Annotated in this window: 18 protein-coding genes, 1 pseudogene and 2 riboswitches; of the genes and pseudogenes, 7 read left to right on the plus strand and 12 right to left on the minus strand. The window is 44.4% G+C overall.

The features are described from left to right. Positions 1-40 precede the first annotated feature (40 nt). From opp4A to KSP24_RS22145, 3 genes and pseudogenes are all read left to right on the plus strand, one after another. Positions 41-1,861: an oligopeptide ABC transporter substrate-binding protein gene (gene opp4A / locus KSP24_RS22140; protein ID WP_216976749.1), complete on the plus strand. Its 1,821-nt coding sequence runs from the start codon at positions 41-43 to the stop codon at positions 1,859-1,861. Positions 1,862-2,019: 158 nt separating this feature from the next. Next, positions 2,020-2,100 (plus strand): annotated as a pseudogene (locus KSP24_RS25385) (LysR family transcriptional regulator); the annotation flags it as partial. A 6-nt stretch (positions 2,101-2,106) separates the two neighbouring features. After that, complete coding sequence (locus KSP24_RS22145; RefSeq protein ID WP_254207945.1) at positions 2,107-2,862, plus strand: LysR family transcriptional regulator substrate-binding protein; 756 nt, start codon at positions 2,107-2,109, stop codon at positions 2,860-2,862. 27 nt (positions 2,863-2,889) lie between these two features. On the opposite strand, the gene KSP24_RS22150 is transcribed toward KSP24_RS22145, so the two are convergent. The 4 genes from KSP24_RS22150 to KSP24_RS22165 form a co-directional block, all read right to left on the minus strand. After that, positions 2,890-3,540 carry an amino acid ABC transporter permease gene (locus KSP24_RS22150; protein WP_216976751.1) on the minus strand — a complete coding sequence of 217 codons (651 nt, stop codon included), beginning with the start codon at positions 3,538-3,540 and terminating at the stop codon, positions 2,890-2,892. Between the two features lie 14 nt (positions 3,541-3,554). Beyond that, positions 3,555-4,214 (minus strand): amino acid ABC transporter permease, encoded by a 660-nt coding sequence (locus tag KSP24_RS22155; RefSeq protein WP_064962205.1) that lies wholly within the window; start codon positions 4,212-4,214, stop codon positions 3,555-3,557. A gap of 71 nt (positions 4,215-4,285) precedes the next feature. Beyond that, positions 4,286-5,116 carry a transporter substrate-binding domain-containing protein gene (locus KSP24_RS22160; protein ID WP_040102311.1) on the minus strand — a complete coding sequence of 277 codons (831 nt, stop codon included), beginning with the start codon at positions 5,114-5,116 and terminating at the stop codon, positions 4,286-4,288. A 45-nt stretch (positions 5,117-5,161) separates the two neighbouring features. Beyond that, positions 5,162-5,944, minus strand: a complete 783-nt coding sequence (locus KSP24_RS22165; protein ID WP_064962206.1) for an amino acid ABC transporter ATP-binding protein — start codon at positions 5,942-5,944, stop codon at positions 5,162-5,164. Positions 5,945-6,228: 284 nt separating this feature from the next. Between KSP24_RS22165 and KSP24_RS22170 the strand changes: the two genes are divergently transcribed. Next, positions 6,229-6,693, plus strand: coding sequence for a cupin domain-containing protein (locus KSP24_RS22170; RefSeq protein ID WP_013369054.1), 465 nt, complete (start codon positions 6,229-6,231; stop codon positions 6,691-6,693). A gap of 80 nt (positions 6,694-6,773) precedes the next feature. Here the strand turns inward: KSP24_RS22170 and KSP24_RS22175 are convergent, their stop codons facing one another. The 5 genes from KSP24_RS22175 to KSP24_RS22195 form a co-directional block, all read right to left on the minus strand. Further along, on the minus strand, positions 6,774-7,475 hold the full coding sequence (locus KSP24_RS22175; RefSeq protein WP_064962207.1) for a GGDEF domain-containing protein: 702 nt from the start codon (positions 7,473-7,475) through the stop codon (positions 6,774-6,776). Between the two features lie 51 nt (positions 7,476-7,526). Then, positions 7,527-8,177, minus strand: a complete 651-nt coding sequence (locus KSP24_RS22180; RefSeq protein WP_231124515.1) for a class D sortase — start codon at positions 8,175-8,177, stop codon at positions 7,527-7,529. 108 nt (positions 8,178-8,285) lie between these two features. After that, positions 8,286-11,897 carry an LPXTG cell wall anchor domain-containing protein gene (locus KSP24_RS22185; RefSeq protein WP_216976752.1) on the minus strand — a complete coding sequence of 1,204 codons (3,612 nt, stop codon included), beginning with the start codon at positions 11,895-11,897 and terminating at the stop codon, positions 8,286-8,288. A gap of 360 nt (positions 11,898-12,257) precedes the next feature. Continuing rightward, positions 12,258-12,971: a transglutaminase-like domain-containing protein gene (locus KSP24_RS22190; RefSeq protein WP_172800050.1), complete on the minus strand. Its 714-nt coding sequence runs from the start codon at positions 12,969-12,971 to the stop codon at positions 12,258-12,260. 108 nt (positions 12,972-13,079) lie between these two features. Then, a riboswitch (cyclic di-GMP riboswitch) is annotated at positions 13,080-13,161 on the minus strand. Positions 13,162-13,201: 40 nt separating this feature from the next. Further along, positions 13,202-13,280: riboswitch (cyclic di-GMP riboswitch) on the minus strand. Positions 13,281-13,387: 107 nt separating this feature from the next. Then, the gene (locus KSP24_RS22195; RefSeq protein ID WP_064962209.1) at positions 13,388-14,263 is read right to left on the minus strand and encodes a helix-turn-helix transcriptional regulator; all 876 of its coding nucleotides are present in this window, start codon (positions 14,261-14,263) and stop codon (positions 13,388-13,390) included. 582 nt (positions 14,264-14,845) lie between these two features. Between KSP24_RS22195 and KSP24_RS22200 the strand changes: the two genes are divergently transcribed. Next, entirely contained in the window at positions 14,846-16,102 is a 1,257-nt protein-coding gene (locus tag KSP24_RS22200; RefSeq protein ID WP_058711604.1) for a DUF445 domain-containing protein, read from the plus strand. 145 nt (positions 16,103-16,247) lie between these two features. Further along, positions 16,248-19,319 carry a hybrid sensor histidine kinase/response regulator gene (locus KSP24_RS22205; RefSeq protein WP_216976755.1) on the plus strand — a complete coding sequence of 1,024 codons (3,072 nt, stop codon included), beginning with the start codon at positions 16,248-16,250 and terminating at the stop codon, positions 19,317-19,319. 99 nt (positions 19,320-19,418) lie between these two features. Here KSP24_RS22205 and KSP24_RS22210 read toward each other — a convergent pair whose 3' ends face one another. Then, entirely contained in the window at positions 19,419-20,570 is a 1,152-nt protein-coding gene (locus KSP24_RS22210; protein WP_058711606.1) for a response regulator, read from the minus strand. A 199-nt stretch (positions 20,571-20,769) separates the two neighbouring features. Next, on the minus strand, positions 20,770-21,444 hold the full coding sequence (locus tag KSP24_RS22215; RefSeq protein ID WP_137077682.1) for an NAD(P)H-dependent oxidoreductase: 675 nt from the start codon (positions 21,442-21,444) through the stop codon (positions 20,770-20,772). Between the two features lie 188 nt (positions 21,445-21,632). Between KSP24_RS22215 and KSP24_RS22220 the strand changes: the two genes are divergently transcribed. Then, a complete protein-coding gene (locus KSP24_RS22220) occupies positions 21,633-22,016 on the plus strand; it encodes a winged helix-turn-helix transcriptional regulator (RefSeq protein WP_216976757.1) in 384 nt (127 codons plus the stop codon). Positions 22,017-22,112: 96 nt separating this feature from the next. Here the strand turns inward: KSP24_RS22220 and KSP24_RS22225 are convergent, their stop codons facing one another. Further along, entirely contained in the window at positions 22,113-23,360 is a 1,248-nt protein-coding gene (locus KSP24_RS22225) for a stalk domain-containing protein (protein ID WP_216976759.1), read from the minus strand. Positions 23,361-23,462 lie beyond the last annotated feature (102 nt).

The following is a 23,462-nucleotide window of genomic DNA, read 5'->3' on the forward strand; positions in this document are numbered from 1 at the left end:
GAAATTCAAGGATAAGGACAACAACAAGGAGGGGTTTACAATGGTTAAACGCTGGAAAAAAGGAATTCTGCCTGTTCTATCTGCCATTTTGGTGCTTTCTTTGGCTGCATGTAGCGGCTCGCCTTCCGCTTCGAATGGAGCAAAATCGTCTGACGGTACAGGTGGATCAGGGGCCGACAGCAAGCAGGTGAATGCGACTGCGCTGGCAAAGGCGGTCAAGAACGATAACCCCCCGATTAAGGGCGGTATCATCAATTATGCACTCGTGTCCGATACCCCTTTTGAAGGTATTCTGAATCCTGTATTTTATGATGGGAATCCGGATTTTGAAGTCTTCCAGTTTTTCTACCCTTCCCTGTTTTCGATTGATTCCAATCTGAATATTGACGATAAAGGAGCGGCGACGATTTCCTTTTCCGCAGACAATAAGGCAGTGACTGTCAAAATTGATCCCAAACTGAACTGGACAGATGGTAATCCCGTAACGGCAGAGGACTATGCTTTTTCCTATGAAGTGATTGGCCACAAAGACTATGAAGGTCCACGTTATGATAGTTTTATGACCAACATTGTAGGTATGGAAGATTATCACGCCGGCAAGGCCAAAACCATTTCTGGCATCAAGGTGCTGAATGAGAAAGAGGTTACCATTCATTTTAAGGAACCTAATCCTTCGGTAAAGTCGGGACTTTGGTCCACACCACTGGAGAAGAAGGTATTCCAGAACATTCCTGTAAAGGATATGTCTGGATCTGACCCTGTCCGTAAACATCCGATTGGCTATGGGCCATTCAAAATTAAATCTATGGTCACAGGTGAATCTGTGGAATTCGTCAAAAATGAAGATTATTTCCGCGGTGCGCCCAAGTTGGATGGCCTTCATCTGAAGGTTGTGAATCCGAATGTCATTACTGAGGCGTTGAAAAGCGGAGAAATCGACTGGGCCAGCTATCCAACCACCCGTTACAATGAGGCCAGTAATCCGAAAAATGTACAGTTTCTCGGCCAGGAGGAATTATCTTATAGCTATGTAGGCTTTAAGCTGGGCAAATTTGATCAGGCCAAGAGTCTAAATATTATGGACCCGAACGCCAAGCTGGCGAACAAGTCATTGCGTCAGGCCCTTGGCTATGCGCTGAATAATGAGCAGGTTGGCAAGCAGCTCTATCATGGGCTTCGGACTCCTGCGACATCCCTGATCCCGCCCGCCTTCAAGGGATACCATGATGTGAATGCGAAGGGCATTGCGTATGATCCAGACAAGGCGAAAAAGCTGCTGGACGAGGCAGGATATGTGGATACCAATGGAGATGGATACCGTGAAGACCCTAAGGGCAAGGAACTGGTGCTCCATTATGCAGCAATGAGCGGGGATGCGACGGCCGAATCGCTGGCTAAGTTTTATTTGCAAAATTGGAAGGATGTCGGGCTTCATGTCGAACTGGTGGACGGTCGTCTGCTGGAGTTCAATTCTTTCTATGACCGTGTGCAGAAGGATGATCCGGGCATTGATATTTTTGGCGGCGCATGGAGTACAGGTACAGATGTAAACCCTAGTGGGCTGTATGGACGCGGAGCCAGCTTTAACTACTCGCGCTTTACCAGTGAAGAGAATGATAAGCTGTTGCAGGAAGGAGTGTCTGTAAAAGCCTTTGACGACAATTATCGTAAAGATATATACAATCAGTGGCAGGCGTATATGAGCGAGGAGGCGCCGATTGTACCGACGTTATTCCGTTACTCATTGGAGGCAGTAAATAATCGGGTAGCCAATTACGATATTACCCGCGGCAAGGAGTACGATGCAGACGCGTTTGCGAATATTACGTTAACTGCGGAAAAAGCAGAAGTAGCCCAATAATCTAAAAAAGCGCAATAACCTGAAGAAGCGCGAACCGGATTGATCCGATCTCGCGCTTCTTTTGACCTGTTCATGCAAACATTTCTGGGGATTCTCGAAGGGAGAGAAGGAAGACGGAAATACGCCAGCTTCAATACTTCATAGCCGTATGCGAGGAACTGCATTTTACGAAGGCTTCGGAAAAGATCGGTATCTCTCAACCCACGCTTAGCTTGCAAATTAAGGCGCTGGAAGAGGAACTGGGCATGACGCTCTTTGACCGCGCAGGCAAGAAAATTAAAATGACAGATGCCGGGAAACTGCTGCTGCAACACAGTGCGCATGCGCTCAAAGATTTACAGCAAGCGAAGGCTTCTATTGAGGAACTGCGTACCGAGCAACGCGGCAGTTTACGGATTGGTATCGCATTACCGGAGCTAGAGGAGTCGTTGCAAGAGATGTTTGCCCACTTTCATCGGTCATTTCCTAAAATCAGCTTGCACATCTGTCCATCCTTTGATGTAACAGAACAGCTGCTGGATAACCGTGTGGACGTTGGCATCACCCTACATTCGGGTACAGATGAAAGACTTGTCCAGCTTCCTCTTCGCACAGAGAACTACTGTCTTATTGTCCCCGTAAATCATGCATTTTCCAATCGTTCTTCCCTTATGCTGGACGAATTGAGGCATGTACCCTGGGCGATGCAGCCAGAGTGCCATCCCGGCAGGAAGCTGATTGAGAAATGCTTCCGTGATCGCGGGTATCCCTTTGCAACCGTCCTGGAAACAAATTCTATACCTTCAATCCTGCGCTGGGTGCAGGAGGGACTTGCCGTAACCCTACAGACGAAGTCCCTTGCGGCCGAACTGGATCGTTCACTTTTTTGCACGGTACCTATTTTGCGTGGCGTGCCCCAAGGTCAGCTAGAGTTGATTTATCGGTCTGACCGTTACCAGGGAGAAGCAGTGAAGCGATTGATTGAAAAGATACAAGCTGTACTAACAGAGTGTTCCAACTAGTGGCAACCCTGATGAGTACTACGTGCTTTAATGTGTACGAACTTCTAGCCTGCGTGCAATCAGTGACATACTGTAATTAACGGTAAAGTACAGGAAAGCGGCGAACAGCAGAGCTGGAATGACAAAAGATTGATTTTGTCCACCGACGATCTGAATGTTATGCGTCAGCTCCGGCAAACTGATAATGACAGCCAGTGAGGTATCCTTGAATAGGGAAATGAACTGGCTGACAATAGGAGGTACCATGCGACGAAGCGCTTGGGGTAGAATGATATGCCATAAGGTTTGAGAATAGCTTAGACCGGAGGAACGTGCGGCTTCCAGCTGTCCTTTATGGACCGAATTGAGACCGCTGCGCACAATCTCGGCAATCATGGCCCCCTCGAAGATTGATAGCCCTGTAATGGCTGCCCACTTGAGGGAAATCGATAATCCGATGGATGGCAAAACCATGCCGATGAAGAAAATAATGAGCAATAAGGGCAGGTTGCGAATCAGATCAATGATAAAGGCTGCAACCTGTGAAAGGACAGGTATACGGGTATAGCGCAGGATGCCGAACACAATACCGAGAGCGAAGCTGAATATGATAGAGTAAATAGCGACCTCCAGCGTGAGCAGGAAGCCCTCCAGTATAAAACGCACATTAGGCCATGCAAACAATCCACCGAAATCCATGCGGGCTTCCCTCCTTAGGATGTTTTGGACAAGCGTCGCTCCATATATAGCACAAGAAAGCTGAGCGGAACCGTCAATACAAGATACAGCAGCGCCGTGATCGCATAGACTGTGATGGGCAGGAAGGTATCTGAGTTAATGAGATCCGAGTAATACATGAGATCCAGTCCAGCCACAATGGCCAGCACGGAAGAGTTTTTGACCAGATTGATGAATTGGTTGCCGATTGCAGGCAATACAATTTTAATGGCTTGCGGTAAAATAATGCTGATCATCGTCTGGTTGTAATTCAACCCGGAGGACCTTGCCGCTTCAAATTGTCCCTTGGGTACAGATTGAATGCCGGCACGTATAGCTTCTGCAATAAAAGAGGCTGTGTACACAGTCAATCCAAGCGTTCCAGATACAAAGCCGTCCAAGGGGATGCCCAAAGTGGGAAGACCGAGATAAAAAAACAGTACAACAATCAGCAATGGAATATTGCGGATGACCTCTACATAGACAGTACCGATCCAGTTTAGCCATTTAAAAGGCGCAATTCGGAAGATGGCAATGATAGCCCCCAGAATGAAGCTTCCGATCAAGGCAATAACACTAGCTTGAATGGTATGAAGCAAGCCTTCTCTGAAACGGTCGCCATGATCGAAGAGTACGTTGATATCAAAAGTTAGCATCTACGGGTATACCTCCTTATCCAGAGCTAAGAAAGGAAGGAGCACGCAATCGCGGCTCCTTCACAAGATCATTATTCGGGTTTAACCCCAAGCCATTGCTCATGCAGCTTATCGTATTCACCATTGCTTTTCAGTTCCTTGATCGTATCATTAATGGCTTGCAGTAGTTCGGTCTGACCCTTTTTCACTGCAATACCGTAAGGTTCCTCTGTGAAGTTCCCGCCTACTAGGGTATAATTCGGATCTTGCTGTTGCATGCCAAGCAGAATAGAGTTATCGGTCGTCAGCGCTTGCCCTTTACCTGCCTTGAGGGCGTTGAAGGCATCTTGATAGTTTTCGAACTCTAAAATCGTTGCTTTGGGCGCTTTTTCGCGGATATTTTTTGCGGAGGTAGAGCCTTTAACAGCGAGTACCTTGGTATCGGGGGTCAGGGACTCCAGACCGGTGATCGGGCTTCCTTTTTTCACGAGTAGGGATTGCCCTGCATTAAAGTAGACATCGCTGAAATCGACCTGTTTTTTGCGCTCATCCGAAATGGTCATCGTGGCGATAATAGCATCGATGTCCCCATTTTGCAGTAAGGTGATTCGTGTTTTGGACGTGACTTCCTTGAGTTCGAGCTTGGTTTCATCACCAAAAATATGCTTGGCTACAGCCTTGGCGATGTCGATATCAAAGCCCTCGACTTTCCCGCTAGCCGGATCTTTTAGTCCGAATAACTTGGTGTCGTACTTCACCCCAACGACCAGTTTGCCACGCTGTTTGATGGCTTCGAGCCCGTTGGGAGCTGCTGCTTCATTTCCTGACGTTGCTGCTTCTTGTTTGCCTCCACAACCTGCCAAGACGAGCAGACAGGCTAATGCAACCAGCACCAAAGTACTCCACTGAAATCTTTTTCTCATTACAATGATCCCCTTTCAATTTTTATTCCATTAATAATAGTCCGTTTAATGATGAATCAGACGGCTCAGGAACAAACGAGCCCGTTCTTCACCCGGATTCTGAAAAAACTCAGCAGGCTGGCTGTCTTCCAAGATCTGTCCTTTGTCCATAAAAATCACGCGGTCAGCCACTTCACGAGCAAAGCCCATTTCATGAGTGACGATGACCATCGTGATGCCTTGATGGGCAAGCGAGCGCATAACATCCAGCACCTCTCCAATCGTTTCGGGGTCCAGAGCTGAAGTCGGCTCGTCAAACAGCATAATTTTCGGATTCATTGCGAGTCCACGGGCAATTGCAACCCGCTGTTGCTGTCCACCGGACAATTGGGCGGGGTAGCTCTGTGCCTTTTCTTCAATTCCGACACGCTTCAGATAGGTGAGGGCAGTTTGAATAGCTTCTCCTTTCGGGATGCCCAGTACCTTCATCGGTGCCAGTACAATGTTCTCAATCACCTTTTTGTGGGGATACAGATTGAAATGCTGGAACACCATCCCGATATTGCGGCGGAAGGCGTTAATATCAATCTTTTTGTCATGCACGGGGACATCGTTAACGATTAGCTCCCCATCAGATATCGTTTCCAGACGATTGATGCAGCGAAGCAGGGTGCTTTTACCTGAGCCGGAGGGACCGATGATGACAACGACCTCGCCCTCCTTAATCTGAAGATTGATGTCTTTAAGTACATGAAAGTGACCGTAATGCTTGTTGACATTGCGAAATTGGATCAGAGAGCTCACCCCTTTTTTTGACTTGAATACATCGCTTAGTAGACAGACTGACATGATTAAGCTCTATTAGAATTTCGAAATTTCTCTCATGATACTATAAGCTTACAATAAAAAACAAGATTTTATGTCAATAAACTTTACGCGAAAAGTGTTTTTGGCTGTTTTTACACTAGTTATTTGTTATTTATATGATGAAAACGAATATATATCCACAATTTAATGTTATTTAGTTTGACATAAACTATGAAACCTCGACATGCAGAGGGAGAAACGTGACAAAAGCAGCGCTATGTTTTACAGTAGGGAAGAAGGAATTTAGGGTAAAGGAAGGATAGACAATGACGAAAGCTATTTCACCGCTAGTCACGGCATTGGGCATGGAGCCCCATCCAGAAGGCGGCTGGTACAAAGAGATGTGGAAGGCCAATTTTCAAATTCCGAAGCCTGTACTGCCGGATGTGTATTCCGGTCCGCGCTTTGCAGCTTCGTCTACGTATTTCTTGCTGCATCCGGGTGAGTTCTCCGAATGGCATGTGGTCCATTCTGACGAGCTGTGGTTGTACCATAGTGGAAGCCCTATAGAGTTAAAATTGGGTGGAAGCGGAGAAGAACCTGGCGAAGAAACGGTAATTATCGTTGGCGCAGATGTGGAGGCAGGACAACATCCACAAGCACTCGTACCAGGAACTGTATGGCAAACGGCACGTCCGCTGGGGGATGAGCCTGTGCTGGTAACCTGTGTTGTTGCACCAGGATTCCACTTTGATGATTTCAAGCTGATTGCCAAAGGTAAGGTGGAGTAGGAGTATTTTATCGGCGGGTATAATCCTGGATAAACAGGACTTACCCGCCTGATTTGTTGTTACGGGTATTTTTGTTAGTGTTAGAGAGTTGCCATTTGTTGTATACCTTGGATCTTTGTTTTTTTTCGAAAACCAGCTGCAAACTTTATCACTCGTGCAGTACCATATGATCTGACGTTTGGCCTCTGTCTGATCCTCTGGTATACAGCATAGCGGTTTCTCCCCATTCCTTTCGCTTGGTACATGGCGATATCGGCCTCTTTCAGTAAAGAAGGCAGGGGCTTCTTCGGAGAAGGATGCATAGTAATCCCGATGCTACCTGTAACTTGAAGATTGATTCCCTGGATGTTATAAGGAACGCTGATTTTTTGCAGCAGCAGTTCTGCCAGAACTGTGACCTGATCGGCATCATAATCCTTCATAATGAGTAGAAATTCGTCACCACCGATTCGAAAAGCTTTCTGATGGGAGTTTGTTACCTGGAGTAAATGATCGCTTACCCGTCTGAGCAGCTTATCACCGATTTGATGTCCATATGTGTCATTAATGGCTTTGAATCCATCCAGATCAAGATACATAATAGCAAAGCCTTCTTTGCCGCTGCTTCGTTTCCAAAATAGCTCAAGTGCATTCCGATTGAACAGACCCGTTACAGGGTCCTGATAGGCAAGTTTCCGCAGCAAATTTCTTTCCATCATCACAGAATGCAAAAAAATTAACGTATATATCCACAGCGCCAAAGTTAGACCGATTAGAAGTAAGGCTGTTAAAGATATACTCAATGGGGTCACCACCAATATAGTTTATAGGTTATTCCGCTTCTATTAGCGGCATTAGGTTAGTTGTCTGGCATGAACGATGAGTCGATGTGTCGGATTTACAAGAGGATCACAGGTAATTAGTGTGAGAAGCTTTTGTTTCTTGATGCTTTTTAAAACGGAGACATTTGAAGGAGTGACGACTGAAATGTTGTAGACCTTGTATACGTATTTTTCACCCCGAGTGTGAATTAGAATCTGATCTCCGATTTTCACCTCATTAAGCCGGTTAAATAAACGTCCAGTTGTTCGTGAGCGATGAGCGGCTATGGCAGCATTCCCCACCTGGCCGAGTGTCGCAGTTTCCGACATATGTACGGCTGCATATCTCATATGCTGTTGGGTTGCACCTTCGAGTACAGGAAGTTCCAGCCCGATACGATCAATCTGGATTGTAGCGATTGGGGCTTGCTCTGAAGCCGACGATGGGGGAGTGGCTTGTGACAATTGTGGCCCATCCGCTGCTGCAGTATTTGTCAGCCAATTGGACAAATTTGTATAGCCTTTCATCATTTCGGGAGTCAGTGTCGATGTATCTGTATTTGATAATGATTCAGCTTCCTGTAATAGCTCTTTTTGCTTTTGATCTTCCAACCATTCATTAGCGGTAGGAAATAACATGATGATGATTCCTAACATGATGCTCACGTATGCCAGCTTACGCAATTGAAAAGCCTCCTAATACAGTAATCCATAGATCGGACATGTAAAATAATTCCCCTTCTCGCTGAAATGATGAGTTGAGAAGGGGGATTTTTGATTATAAAATGTTATTTATTTTTTATGCGTTCGTCTATAACCCAGATAGGCCCCCAGAAGAATTAAGAACATGCCACTTACATAGAAGGGAGCAGGACTGTTTTCTCCTGTCTTTGGCAATGTATCCACCTTGGGTGTATGACCCGGATCACTTGGATCTTCTGGTTTTTCTGCCGGTAGACGGATTACACCCTTAGGTACTGGGTCTTCTTCAATCTTCACGGGCGGAGAAGGCTCCTGGTGAGGATCGGCTTCCGGTGTCTCAGGTTGCACCCCTGGTTCAGCGGATGGTTGCGCCTCTGGTTCTACAGGTGGCTGTTCAATAACCGGAACGCCCAACGGAACATCCTCATCCTCGATAATTTTCGGCTCTTCGGTTGTTACGGGCGTAACAGGCGTCGCCGGAGGTTCAGTTATTTCAGGGTCCTTATCATGTTTTTTGCCTGAGCCCGGACTCGTAGGTGTACCCGGATCGGTAGGCGTACCTGGGTTTGTAGGCGTACCTGGATCAGTAGGTGTACCCGGACCCGGATCAACAGGAGTGTCTTTTTTGTTGGTGATTACGATTTGTTTAATGCCTGAACTTTGTTTGATAGTTGTATCTATTTTGATTTCTGTTTTTGGCGCTGTTATTTTGTAGCCTTCAGGAGCAGTAAGCTCCTCCAGGATGTAGTCATCATAACTCAATGAAGAAAATACGATTTTCCCGTCCGAATTGGTAGTTTGGACAAGAGGTGCTCTTTTCTGATTCTTGTCATAGAGTGCAAAACGTGCCCCGGATAGAACCTTATTGTGATCGTCCTCATCAACTTTGGTAATCTCCAGACTTCCCGTAACTCCTCCTCCTGATCCTGAACCAGAGGATGTGCGCACGGTAATTTCCTTACTTGTTTCCCTGATTTCGGTGGTCAAACGGTCGCCCTCGAAATTAACCTTATTGCTCACTTTTGCCTTGTCTTCAGCTTGAAGAAAGGATTGATATTGCAAAATATAACCCGATGATATAGCCTTCGCAAAGGCAAGCTCAAAGGATTGCTGACCTTGAGCAGTCGTTGTTATTTTTAGCTTATAATCCTGATCCTTGACTAACTCAGTGTCCCTAACAGCTTCTCCGTTGGCAGACACTTTGGTGGAGTATAGATGAAAGGATTCTTCAATCAGAATTTGATTATTGCTGGGCGTATCCACGATCTTCGCGTTGGAGACATGGGATTGCCCTTCATTGATATGGATGTTCCAGTCGATTTTATTTCCATTCTGAGCACCGGACTTTGTCACGTATTCTCCGCCGTGGGGTACAGACACTTTGGCAGCCCATTCCGAATCTACATTTTTTCCATCCATAAGCAGAGCGTTATTGTTAATCTCTTTATCAATAAGCTCCCCTTCCAATGTTGTTTGGAAAGTGACCCAGTAAGGAGAGTTGATGGACTGGTTAAACTGGATGCGCAGTTCGTTGTTGTTAGCGGCGGAAGGTAAAACCAGAGTATATTGGCTCGAAGGTACTTCGGCCCCTTTCTGTACGCCATTCCACCATCCAAGCAGGGTCATATCGTATACCTTAACAGAATTTGGGACCAGTTTTTGCCCTTGTAACAAGGTATCCCTAATTTCAGCATGATTCAGAGTTTTGCGGTTATAGTTGGCCTTAATGTCCCATGTAATTTGCTTGGAGCTGGCATTGTAACTACCTGACTTCGCCCCATTTTGCTGGGTCATATTGTCCGGCCATAATCGAGCTTCGGCCTCAGCAGTTTGTGTTGTTCCGTTGTATAACCAAGTGATAGAGGCTTTATTCCAAAAGTCCGGCTTGGTTTTGTCAATTTTCCATTCATTGTTAAAGGTAGTTGTGTAGTTAATGGTGTACGTGTCTTGAATCTTTTTATGAAAACGTATAGTGAACCCTTTTTTGTAATCCAGCGTAAGAGGGATCAGTTCGTAGTCTGTCGGTGATGTTAGTGTTGTTTTTCCGTCCGCGCTTTGGATCTTCAATGTGTTCGGCAATAAGGCCAGACCGCCATTCGGAAAGGCATCGTCGATAACGATTTGATCCATTGTATACTTATCCGCATTAATAGAAATGACCCAAGGAATTGTTTTGGTGTTATAGTTCGGTTCCTTATAGCCTTTGGTGATAATTATACTTTTCAGTTCGGTGGTTGTTTCTTTTGTTACCCCATCAGAAGTTACACTGTTCGTTATTTTACTATTTTTAACTACACGATCTATAGCCTTTGTTTGATAACGGATGGTATATGGGGCTTCAATATCCGTATTGAAAAGCAGATTGAAACCATTGGTACCATGATCGTCAGTAACTGGAGTGACGCTGTATTGGGATGCAGGGAGCTCATCCTGTGTATCCCCTTTATACACTTTAAGTGAATTTATGATGAGTTGTTGGCTGTTATTAAAACGGTCACTTAACGCGGCTTTAGCTGCGGGAATTTTTTTGTTGGCAAAATTATATTTGATTGCCCATGAGATCGTTTGTGTGACTGGGTCGTATTTCTCCACTTTTTTGCTTAAAAAATCCCCGCGTTGAACAGTGACTGTAGCTGTTGCGGACGTATCCTTCACATCATCCCCTGAAAAAGTGGCTGTGTTGGAGAAACGAGTATCCTCGCTTGTTATGTTTGTGGAGTATTGAATTCGGTAGGCGCTGTTAATATTCTCCTCGTTAAAACGGATTCTGAAGCCCGGCACAACCGGATCAGCCTCTACTGTATACTTATCTGCGCTAACAGTGTCCCCCAGCACGGTGGTTCCGTTCACATTAATTTGTAAATGGTTTACCCGGATGGAGTCCTTGACTAGTTCTAGTCCTTGGGGAGTTGGGTCGGTTACTACAGCGTGTTTGATAGGATCCAAGTGTTTATTTACGTCAACTGTCCAATGAATTTGGTCTTTTCCATCAAACTTTCCTTGTTTCTCCATTGTAGGACCAGCTGCAGGCTTAATATTTACGATAGCCGTTTGCTCGCCGCCTTTGATCGGGATCGCAATAATAACTTGTGTACTGCCTTTTTCTATTTGTGTGCTAAATTCAGTTTTGATCTCTAGCTTACCGCTGACATTAGAGTGGCTTTCTACGTAATCATTAAATGTCATAACCACTTTACCTTGACGGTCTACGGTAAAATGACCTACTTCTCCATCTGTATTCGTCAAAGGAGACGTAATATCTGTGTAAATTTGGAATTGCTCAGGTAATTGAAAGGTAAAGGTGTCTCCAGCTTTATACGTATGGTTCGGCAGTTCCCATTCATAGCCTAAATGGATGGCGGAACCAATATCAATACGGTTATCGGGATTATACACTGCATCAATAACACTTCCAGTAGAATCTGTAAGGGTTAGCTTGGTTAAAATACTTTCTTGAGTTGCCCTAACTTCAGAAGTTGAGCCAGCAGTTGGTTCAGGGACTGGAGCCGGGACAGCAGGTGGGATGTTAATTGGCTCTGAGGGCATTGGATAAACATCGTTAGTCACACTCTGAACCGGATCGGTTCCTGGGGTCACTGGCAGAGTAGAGTCGGGATTTTGTGCATAAGCTTGTGTTGTGCTGAACAAACACTGCAAAAAGAGCAATAGCGCAACCGTTGCTGCATTCCATTTTTTTCTCATACGGTAAACAAATCTCCTATTCTTAAAATACTCTTATTTAACGGCTAATGGTTATTCCTTCGAGGTCGAGAGAACTGTATTTATATATTCATCATTCATTCATATGATGCTATGTTAGCCGCATTAATTACTTGTTCAGAATTTATGAAAATTCATGTTCGGGGATGAACCTCCTCCTTTTGACTCGAAATTAGATAATGGTTGGAAATCTCATTGTCTTCCTGGACTAGAATACATGCCACATCTCAACAATTTCTCAACAAGGATAGAAAAAGAGCCTTGATCATGTGATCAAGGCTCTTCAAGAAATGTAGTTCTATTTTTTCATTTTTTAAAAAATATGAATTAAAAACATTGATATTAATATTGCTTTGTTTTAATGTATTTGGAGGGATCTTTGACCATTTGGAATTTCTGTTTACCCATATAAAGTGCTGCATCTACTGTAGTGTCTACGACCACCCACTGATTATCGATGTAGACCTCATTCCAGGCATGATAAGTGTCCACGTAGGAAGATTTGCCCATAACCAGCTTGGTTGGTACATCTACACTTCGTAACATAGCAGCCATCAGTGAAGCATAACCATAACAAATATCTTTTTGAGAGCTTAACGTATGATCAATTTGTGGCAGATAGTCAGTCGTTAAGGCAAAGGCCTGATTGGAGTCATACTTGATATGACTAATTACGTAGTCATAGATTTTTTGCAGCTTCTCGCGATCCGTTGTTGCACCTTGGGTTAACTCACGGGCTTTTTGAATCGCTTGATTAGTACTACTCCAGTTAATATTTTGAACGGAATTAAGATACACCGCTTTGCTATCGTTTAGCTTTAACTCGATCGTATCTTGTCCTATCACTTTATATTGATTACCACTAAGCTGTTCTAAAATACTGATGTTATAGTTCCCATTACCCATTTGGAGAGGAAATACTTCTTCGGATTTCCCGGGTGTTAGATTATAAGAGTATTTTTGTGCATCTTTGGTAACCAAAATCTTGGTTTTAACGTTAGGTTTAACAGGGTAGCGCACACTGACCGTCCCATGATTTACATTGTTTTGGTCCAACCATGCAACACTATCAGCAGCGTAAATTGTCGAATTTAAGAGAATTGCGGACAGCATGAAAAATAGGAGAAGTGTGGAAAGTATCATTTTCCCCATAAAAAACTTCCTTTCGGTGGCCAGGCTGCCATCATCAATAGAAGGCCCTATAGCTTTGCGTCCCTGCCTTTCGACAGGTTTGCCATTTCGTATAAAGTTTTCGGGAAAAATAAGCACGACAAAAAGCCACTTCAACCGGTAGCTGGCTGCCATCATACAGAAGGCCCTGTAGCTTTGCGTCCTTGCCTTTCGACAAGTTTGCCATTTATCCTGAATAGCTTGTACTATTATTCTATCAGTTAGGTACTCTATTAGGCAAGTTTAAATCTCAGATTTTCGCTATTTATCGACAAAGCAAGCTTGCAGATTATACATAAGACCTATTTTATACGGTTTCCCCATTTTTTGCGATAGGAATGAGGCGTTTCTCCAATGTGCTCTTTGAACAGATTGATAAAATGACTTGTGTTGGGAATGCCCACATATTGTGCGATGTCCACAATAGCTACATCACTAGTTTTAAGCCAGCTTTGAGCAGCCGTGATACGAACATTAATAAGATACTCAATAGGGGAAAAACCAATCTGTTTTTTAAAGTTTTTAGCCAGGTTGAACTTGTTTAGACCAAACATTTCTGCTAGCGAATCCAGCGTGATGCGTTCGCAATAGGATTGATCCAGATATTGCTTTACCTTGCGCACCTCTGCCGTTCCATCTGAATTCGCGTTGGGATTGGCGTAGGGGTGCTGTAAAATAATCGTTAACAAGTCAACGATTATCCTGGATGAGAGCAGTTCAGAGGATAAGCTTCGTTCTGGCTGTACATGTAATAAGGTACGCAGCTTGTCCAGTACTGCATTTGAATCCTTTAGTGAAATTACGGGCTTATTGTGTTTATCGAATTGTTCGTAGAAATGGTCAATAAGATTGCCATATAGATTCACACTAATAAACTCCCATGTCTTCTGACAGGAAGTTTTGTACTGTACATATTCTTCGCAATTAATAAAAAGCATATCATTAGGTTTCAATATATAATCCTTGCCCCGGTATTGTAATTCCCCTCTTCCGGACAGAGTAAAAAGGAGCAAAAAAGAGGTGAGCTTTTGCCGTTCCATTACATAAGCATCTGTTTTGAAATAGCCTATTTCCTGTATATAAAAGAGGGATTTTTTAGCGAAAGCAGAGGGTGTACATATAATTGCAACTGGATCTTCGCTCCAGACATACTGGGCATTTTTTTGGTTTGTTGTCATATCCAATTCCTTTACAAAAGAACAATTTTAGTAAGACAATTGTAGTTTGTTTCATGAATATCCTTTTAGAACCGGAGTTCCCATTTACAAAGGTTATTTTATCACATTAAAGTATATTCATGTATCGATTTGAGGCTATACATTATATAACAAAATTAACCAGAAAGCACCTATTTGAAAAGGATAGGGTCCTTCTGGAATTCATTCCTTAAATTGATGAAATAAAGAATGAGGTTGAAAATAATTAATTTCCTCAATGAATATATCGTAATCTTGCAATTCCACTTTTGAGGCATATATCCTTTAGGTTTCAGGAAAAATGGGACTATATTTCGACAAAATGATTCAAAGGGCTCATTTTGTTAGAAAATAGTTGTAACTTAATTGTTGTGATTTTGTTCACGAAAATGTATGGATAAGTGTGGTTATGCGAACTCAATTTAAGCTAACGTGCAAATTTTAAATATCATGCAATTTGTTGACAATAGAGTATGGTTACCTTTGGTATCTGCACAGGCAATGATATGATGGTACTACAGATGTAATGAAACAAATTTTACAGTTAGTTTGGAGGACTACATGATGGGAAAAACAAAAAACACAAAAACCGCGGCAGCTTGGTCACTTGTTATGATGGGAGCGGGCTTTGCTGCTACGTTACCTTTTCAACAATTTGGCTGGGCCCGTCTTTTGGCCGGATCTTTTGAAGCCGGACTTGTAGGAGGGTTGGCAGACTGGTTTGCCGTAACCGCGTTATTCCGTCATCCGCTGGGCATTCCGATTCCACACACAGCGCTTCTCCCTAAAAATCGGGGAAAGCTGACCGATGCCTTGGTTAACACGGTTGAGAATAATTTGCTTCATAAAGAAAGTATTGCATCTAAAATTGCCGAGATTAGACTGGCAGAGCTGGTGCTGAAAAGTGTGGAAAAAGGAATACGTACGCCCGAAGCGGTCACTTTTATAGATGTTCTTGCCAAGCAACTTGTCCGTTCGATTCCGCTGGCAGAGCTGGCCCCGGCCATCGCAACCGGGGTTAAGCGACAGGCGACTGAATTCGATATAGGACCATTGCTAGAGGTGCTCGCCCGGCAAGCTGGCGAGCGAAAGTATGACCAACGGGCGTTGGATTATGCGCTGGAGCAGACGGAATCCTGGCTACTGCGGTCAGACACCGGGGTTACGCTAGGCACCTTGGGGATGCAGGCTGTTAGCGGCTTACAGGTCAGCGGGCTTATGCAGTTTGCCCTGAACGCTTTCCTTGGCTATTTGAATGAGGAGCGTATGGGCGAGATGATTCGTCACTTTTTGCTGGACCGCGTAGCGGAGCTTCGAGATGAAGGACATCCGCGTCGTCAGGCCGTCCTGGATGGGTTCAACACACAGCTGATTCATCTGGCAGCCAAAGATACGGTCAGGGAGGGGCTGAATCACTGGAAAAACACCTTTATTGATTCTTGGGAAGGTGATGCAGCTATATCCGATAAGCTCGAAGAGCTTCGTCGTAATCTGCTGGATTACATGGAAGATGCCAGTTATGTAACGGCGTACATTGTACCTTTGCTGGATCAAATGCTGTCTGATTTATGGAGAAATACGGAGCTGCTGGACAAGATTAATTCGTGGATCGTAGCAGGTGTTACTGGAGTAGTGGAAGCAAATCATAGCCAGATTGGTAATCTGGTTCGAGAAAATGTAAATCGAATGGATGATGCCTCACTGATCGCTTTAATGGAGGACAAGCTGGGGCAGGATTTACAATGGATTCGGATTAACGGTGCGCTTACAGGTTTTCTGATTGGAATTGTGCTTACTGGGGTTCGTATGTTGCTTGAGTAGCACGGACAATCTGAGCTAAGGAACGATAAATGAAATTTGTGTAGATAAGGTTGTGAAACTATGAGGATTGGTCACCATCCAATGCTGCTGGTTCAGATGAGAGCCCGGCAACGGTACGTTGATTATGGTGCCGGATCACCAGTAGATGAATAAGCGGAACTTTTTTTTAATTACGCTGTCATTTCTGATCGTGATTATCGGCTTGCGTTTGTTGTGGTTTGATTATTACCACAATCAGGATTATCCCCGGGCCAAGGCGGGAATTCTGGATCTGAGGGGCTTGAATCTGCAGGAGATAAAGACCCTGCCATTAAATGGGGAGTGGGAATTTTATCCTGGAACTTTATCTTCTCCTGCCGAACTGAAAACCTTACTTATGCAGAAGCAGCGCCAGACCATTCAGGTACCAGGATTATGGAGTGAGTCAGTATCTCCTGTGGATCATAAGGCATATGGCGTTGGAACCTATCGGCTGCTTATTTTGAGTGACAGGTCGGAGGACACTCTATACGGACTTCGGATTGGAAAGATCAGTACGGCATCCAACATATTTGTGAACGGTCGTTTAATTAGTCATAGTGGTCAGGTCTCTAGCAAGGTCGAACAGCATATAGGATCGACTGTTCCATTCTCTGCTATGTTTGATGCGAACAGGCAGACCATTGAGATTGTCATTCAAGTATCCAATTTTGATTTCTCTGCTAGTGGAGGAATTATGAAGCCTATCATTTTTGGAAGCGCGGATGCTGTGAATAGCCGAACCAACTTCACGATCGCAATGCAGATTATGGTATGTATTATTTTGCTGCTTCACGGGTTATATATAGTCGTTATATTTTTTATGAATCCACAAAAGAAGGCGCTTCTGTATTTTGCGGGAATTGTAATCTGCACGGTATTATCCATCCTGACAGACGATGACAAGCTTTTATTGGACTGGTTCCCCATTAATCTGAGTCTTTCGTTAAAAATAACCACCCTTTCCTATATTGGAATAGGCATGTGTGTACTGAAGCTAGCGCAGTCTCTGTTGGTTCGATCCCGAATCATTCAGATTGTTTTTATAGGCCACTGTTGTTTTGCGCTTCTGGTGTTACTTGCACCTACATCCAGCCTTTATGCATTTCTTATGATTCTTATCGCATTACCAGCTATTACTCTATGTGCTACAGTTCCCTCTCTTGCCTTTCTTAGAACATTCAGAGGGCAAAAAGAGGCTGTTTTTCTGTTGCTAGCATCCATTAGCATCGCATCCAGCATGCTGTGGGGCATTTTCAAAACGAATGACCTCCCCTATTACCCTTGGGATATTGTGCTGGCTTTTGTGGCATTTGCATCCTATTGGTTCAAACGGTTTTTTAATACGAATGCTGAACTGAGAAGGCTGTCGGACAGATTGCAGCGCGCTGATCAGGTGAAAAATGAATTTTTAGCCAACACCTCTCATGAGCTGCGAAATCCACTGCATGGGATGATCAATATAGCACAGACTGTGCTGGAGAACCGGGGCGGCGCCCTGGATGAACCCAACAGGAGAAACATGCAATTGCTTGTTACGGTCGGCCGCCGTATGTCCTTATTATTGAATGATTTGCTGGATGTTACACGTCTACGTGAAAAGGATATTATTCTGGAAAAAAGAAGCCTGAAGCCCAAGGCTGTAGCCTCGGGTGTATTGGATATGCTTCAATTCATGACAGATGGGAAACCTTTAAACATGGTAGTTAACATCCCTGCTGATTTTCCGAATGTATTAGCGGACGAAAACCGAGTAATCCAAATCCTGTTCAATCTCCTTCACAATGCTGTTAAACATACTGCTGAGGGGACTATTTCCGTTCACGCACACATCCAAGGCGAAATGGCCAGTATTCAGGTGCGTGACACTGGCGTTGGGATAGATGAGGAGACGCAAAAGCGAATATTTCGTCCATATGAACAAGGAAATTCTCATTTGACGGTTATTGGGGATGGGCTTGGACTTGGGTTGAGTATCAGCAAGCAATTGGTGGAGCTTCATGGAGGATCTTTGAGTGTAAGTTCTGAACTTGGTCAAGGCTCAACCTTTTCTTTCACACTACCGCTCGATCCCTCACCTACCCCAGACGAATCACGAGATAACGAGCAGGTATGTATGGATGAAGAAGCAGATACTGATTTTATAGCTCTACAGAATGAAGCTGTGATGCAAGTTGCAGCAGGCTCTGCACGATCTGCCATACTCGCAGTAGATGATGATCCGGTCAATTTAAGGGTGTTAGAGGGCATTCTCGCCTCGGAGTCGGAGCCTTACGACCTTGTCACTGTAACCAGTGCCCAGGATGCCTTACATAGGCTGGATCATCGGGAATGGGATTTAATAATAGCCGATGTCATGATGCCCCAAATGTCGGGTTATGAGTTAACTCGGCGTGTGAGGGAATACTTTAGCATTTCCGAGCTGCCTGTGTTGCTGTTGACAGCACGTAGTCAGCAGGAGGACTTATATACGGGATTTCTTGCAGGGGCCAACGATTATATTATGAAGCCTGTGGATTCCATGGAATTGAAATCAAGGGTCCGTGCCTTGACTGATGTTAAAAAGTCCGCAAGGGAGAGGCTTTGGATGGAGGCTGCGTGGTTACAGGCACAAATCAAACCTCATTTTTTGTTTAACACCTTGAATACCATTGCATCTTTAAGTCATGTGGATCACACCAGAATGGTGAATCTTATTGAGGAATTCGGCAAATATTTAAGATCAAGCTTTAACCCTCAAAATCTGGATAGAGTCGTATCACTGGAATATGAGCTTGCTCTCCTGAAATCTTATCTTTATATAGAGAAGGAACGCTTTGGCAATAGACTAGATATTGTATGGGAAGTAGACGAACAGATAAACTTGCTATTGCCACCGTTATCGATTCAGCCACTTGCAGAAAATGCAATCAGGCATGGTATCATGAATCGGATAGATGGAGGAACATTGTGCATTCGTATTCAGCAGCGGGAGGATGGAACAGAAATAGCGATCATTGATGATGGTGTGGGCATGAGTCAAGAGGAACTGGACCGTCTGCTGAGTCCTCATCAAGAACAGGATAGCGGGATTGGATTACGGAATACAGATCGACGTTTGAAGCAAGTATACGGTAAAGGATTATCTATTAGCAGTCTTCCCAACCAGGGTACAACGGTAAGCTTCCATGTTCCCCAGGTACAAAGACAAGAAATATAATATCTCTGTCCCGTAGGTCCTCTATACAGAACGAGGCGAAGTAAGTGACACTTCTAATGGGGACACTACGGGTACGGAGAATGATTCCCAGTCGTGAAATTAGGCATGAGCCATTTGCCACTCTTTAAACCAATTTGTAATTTGTTCATTGGGCTTCTCATGAAGCTCTTCCCATAAGACGGATGATAATAAATCATACCATTTGATCACTAAGCTATTTTTATTCATCTCAGCATAGGTCTTCATTAATCCCCAGTAGGCTTCCTCTTCTTGGGGGTGACGACTACAGATGCCCTCATAAATAGAGATCGCCTCTTCAGGCTGGGAGTTCCCTCTGTACCATTCTGCCATTTTTAATGATATGGATAACCACATTTTATGCAGCCTTTGGCGTTCGCTTTCAACCCACCAAAAATCATATTCTTGTAAATAGTCCCCTTTGTAAAGTTCCATCATTTTTACATAATATGGGATGGATTCCTTGTTCATCTGTGGAGCGGATGCCAGGAGAGACTCCCATCTTTCTGTATCTAACAGAACGTTTTGCGTGTGCAAAATATAACCGCCATTAGTATTGGAAATCTCTAAAAAGGAATGATACGGCGCTATCGTTTTTCTAATGTAATAAGCGGCTGTATATAAAAGAGAGTAGGCCTTATCTTCTTCATATTCTGGCCATAGTAATTCAATCAAGGCTGATTTGCGAACCCATTGGTCATGATTCTGGAGCAAGTACAAAAACAACTCCTGGGTCTTTTTAGTCCTCCACTGAATAACAGTGGGTTGCTGATCCGGTAATGTGAAGACGACATATTGAAAAACCTGTAACTGGAGAACAGAAGGCTGATTCTCAGGCATGGAGGTAGCTTGATCGTCACGCTTCAGAATGCGATTCATGGTTTTGATAAGACGTTCTGTCGTGACCGGCTTGAGCAGATAATCCAGTGCGTTAAGCTCGAAGGCCTGAATAGCGTACTTATCGTAAGCTGTAACAAAAACGATCTGAATATGGGGTTTGTGCTCCAAAATTTGATGTGCTAATTCAATTCCGCTGATCCCTGGAAGTCTTACATCCAAAAAAGCTATATCTATATCATCAAGTAGAATATAGTCCTTAGCCACGAATGGATTCGTAAAAGCTCCTGCAATATGTATGCCTTGTAACTCGCCAAGCAGACGCTTCATATAATCCAAAGCTAACTCTTCATCATCGACAATAACAATCCTTGTCAATATCTCTGATCTTTCCACGTGTACTGTACTCCTTTGTAGGCAGATACATCTTATTATATAGGATAACTTGACTACGGCTATAAGCAAACAGTTGTAGAAGAAAAAAATTTAAATAAAGAGGCGGGCTGCGATGGGCCATCGTTAAGATGAGTGATCGCAGCCCGCCTCTTCAAATTGTGTCAAACTTAAAGATTGACTAACAGTATTGGACGAATATTTACAGGACCCAGCGTGTGACCTTCTCCAGGGGTTGTCTGGATTTTTCCCGCTTGGGTTCATGAGCACGATAACCGAAGGCGGCTATGACTGAAATATCCAGCAGCCCGTTCTCAAGCAATCCTTCTTCCTCCAAAATGGCATGTACCTGATCATAGTTAAAGCCTTCAATCGGGCAGGAATCGATGCCGATCTGAGCTGCCGCTGTCATCATATTGCCTAAGGCAATATAGGTTTGCTTGGAGGCCCAGTCAAATAACGTGCGTTCGTTTTCCAGCAGGCGTTGGTTTTCACCTTGGAAAATCTTATAGCGGCCTGATAGGGAGGCAAAGTCTTCGTCAGACATCCCCTTAACCTCTTTATACATGTACTCCACGTAAGGAGAATCATAACGAACATCCTTACGTGCCAAGATCAGGACGACGTGGCTGGCCGCAGGAATTTGCTTTTGACCACCACTGGAAACCGCCGCCAGCTTTTCTCTCAATGCCTGATTTTGCACGACCACAAACTGCCACGGTTCAAATCCTACGGAGCTTGGGGAAAGTCGTCCGGTTTCGAGAATAAATTGAAAATCTTCCTCAGGTATGATGCGATCGGGGTCGAATTCCTTCGTGGCATGTCTGAATAAAAAGGCATCCAGAATTTCCTGCTTTTTAGCTGATGTATTGGACATAAAATGTACTCCTTTTGATATGGGTTTAGTTGGTACTCTATGGGTTTTCTGCTACTATATTGAGAGCTAATATCGAATATATAGTTATCATATAGAAAGTTTTTGCAGGGAACAAGTACGCACATATTTGTTCCTTGTTATAGGTCTGAAGGCTATTAGCCTACATCCTGTAGAAAGAAGGGGAATACATGGCACAGGAGATGGAACATACAGTTAGCGTTAATTTTGGATGTCCGGTAGCGAAAACTGTCGGGGTGATTGGAGGCAAGTGGAAGGGAGTCATTTTATATCATTTGACCACAGGACCGCGGCGCTATAATGAAATTCGACGGACCTTGCCTAATATTACACAGCGGATGCTAACCTTGCAGTTGCGCGAATTGGAGCGTGATGGCATTGTGCACCGTGAAATTTATAACGAGAACCCACCGCGTGTGGAATACTCGCTTACCCCGTTGGGAGATACGTTAAGACCGTTGCTGGATTTTATGAGAGACTGGGGGATCTTCTACGGAGAACAGGGATGCGAGCCTGTGGAGGCAATTTCCAAGTCAGGCAAGCACTTTTGCTAAGATAGACATGAGAAAAGCCCACCGATGATTTCATAGAAAGCGCATGAAAATCATTAGCGGGCGGAATAAGGACGGATTCCTTTTACAAAATGGACACTATTTAAACTCGATCGATTCGTTCATCTTCGCCCAGGCCGTTTCTCCAATAATACCCAGACGCCAGATGGCAATTCCCTTGAGGTCATAACGTTTGGCTAAACCGATCTTGGCGTTAATGGTGCTGTCTTTTTCGCTACCCATTGAAATTCCCAAAATGAGCTTGTCCCGCGAGGTTTCCTTCAACGCCAGCTTTATGGCTTCGTCCACTTTATCCAGTGGCTCAGGCGTAGATTTTTGTCCGTAATCATAGGCCATGATGATCAGATCGTCCGCCAGATTGCCCAGCGTCTTGTAATCATAGCCAGTGTAAGAGCTATTCAGCGGATGCAGAACGACGGTAAGCTTGAGCCCGGCTTGATGCGCTTTGGCTGATAACTTTTTAATAAAGGCGTTGTAATCGGAGCGAGCTTTGGCCTTATCGCCACTCCAGCCTAATCCTTCAAGATCTAACGTAATGCCCTTGAACTGTTTATCGGTGGCAGTGCTGACGATTTGGGAAATGGTCTGTTCTTGAAGCTGTGCATTTTCCAAAACCTTGGTTAGCTCATGATTACCGTCGACAGAATAAACCATCAGGTAAGGGGAAGTCCCCTGGCTATCTGCCTCCTGTAGAATAGACTCGGGCGTTACAGCTCCAGCAGCTTGAGGCCATTTATATTCTTTGCCGGTTGTTGTGAACTGTCCGTTCGTATCAATTCGGCTCCAGCCGAAGGCAACGGCATTAAAATTCGGTATTTTGGATTTTTGGTCAAAGGAAGACAGTGCATAGAAGCCTACAGTGTACATAGCTTCACGTGGCGATGTGATAGAGACCGTCCGTGTTCCCTGGTTCCAGTTCACTGTGGCTCCAAACTGTTGCCCGAAAAAGCCCAGCGGAATCATCGTGCTGCCGCGTACGGTTTGCGGTGCTGCTGTTAGTTGAACCGTTTGTCCATCTACTGTGGCATTGCGGCTCCCCATTTTGAGAACCACCTGCTTGGTTACATTGCCTTGCGCTTTGGTAGCGGTGATGCTTTGGCTGGCTTGATCCCATTTCACTGTAATGCCCAGAGCCTCAGAAATAGCGCGAAAGGGAACCATCGTCGTGCCGTTCATCATGGCAGGCTGTACAGGGAACGGCAATGGATATCCGTCCAGCATGATGCTGACCTTACCCGCCCCCGCTTGTGCCAATGGACTATAGATGCCCGCTGCGGTACTCAGAAAGATAACGCTAGATAACAGAGCCTTATTTACGATTTTCATCCTATGATCTCCTATGCTCAATAGATTGCAATGCTATCATGTTAGAATCGTGAGGTTTCTATCATTTTACCAAAAAAATGATAGATAGGTGAATGTGAAATG

The sequence above is a fragment of the Paenibacillus sp. AK121 genome (assembly GCF_019042715.1).
GTDB classification, from domain to species: Bacteria; Bacillota; Bacilli; order Paenibacillales; family Paenibacillaceae; genus Paenibacillus; species Paenibacillus polymyxa_C.

Excerpts from the sequence above, each read along its gene's own strand:
- KSP24_RS22165 (WP_064962206.1), bottom strand. The coding sequence starts at position 5,944 with ATGTCAGTCTGTCTACTAAGCGATGTATTCAAGTCAAAAAAAGGGGTG.
- KSP24_RS22200 (WP_058711604.1), top strand. The coding sequence starts at position 14,846 with ATGGGAAAAACAAAAAACACAAAAACCGCGGCAGCTTGGTCACTTGTT.
- KSP24_RS22160 (WP_040102311.1), bottom strand. The coding sequence starts at position 5,116 with ATGAGAAAAAGATTTCAGTGGAGTACTTTGGTGCTGGTTGCATTAGCC.
- KSP24_RS22205 (WP_216976755.1), top strand. The coding sequence starts at position 16,248 with ATGAATAAGCGGAACTTTTTTTTAATTACGCTGTCATTTCTGATCGTG.
- KSP24_RS22150 (WP_216976751.1), bottom strand. The coding sequence starts at position 3,540 with ATGGATTTCGGTGGATTGTTTGCATGGCCTAATGTGCGTTTTATACTG.
- opp4A (WP_216976749.1), top strand. The coding sequence starts at position 41 with ATGGTTAAACGCTGGAAAAAAGGAATTCTGCCTGTTCTATCTGCCATT.
- KSP24_RS22145 (WP_254207945.1), top strand. The coding sequence starts at position 2,107 with ATGACGCTCTTTGACCGCGCAGGCAAGAAAATTAAAATGACAGATGCC.
- KSP24_RS22225 (WP_216976759.1), bottom strand. The coding sequence starts at position 23,360 with ATGAAAATCGTAAATAAGGCTCTGTTATCTAGCGTTATCTTTCTGAGT.
- KSP24_RS22215 (WP_137077682.1), bottom strand. The coding sequence starts at position 21,444 with ATGTCCAATACATCAGCTAAAAAGCAGGAAATTCTGGATGCCTTTTTA.
- KSP24_RS22155 (WP_064962205.1), bottom strand. The coding sequence starts at position 4,214 with ATGCTAACTTTTGATATCAACGTACTCTTCGATCATGGCGACCGTTTC.
- KSP24_RS22185 (WP_216976752.1), bottom strand. The coding sequence starts at position 11,897 with ATGAGAAAAAAATGGAATGCAGCAACGGTTGCGCTATTGCTCTTTTTG.
- KSP24_RS22220 (WP_216976757.1), top strand. The coding sequence starts at position 21,633 with ATGGCACAGGAGATGGAACATACAGTTAGCGTTAATTTTGGATGTCCG.
- KSP24_RS22195 (WP_064962209.1), bottom strand. The coding sequence starts at position 14,263 with ATGACAACAAACCAAAAAAATGCCCAGTATGTCTGGAGCGAAGATCCA.
- KSP24_RS22170 (WP_013369054.1), top strand. The coding sequence starts at position 6,229 with ATGACGAAAGCTATTTCACCGCTAGTCACGGCATTGGGCATGGAGCCC.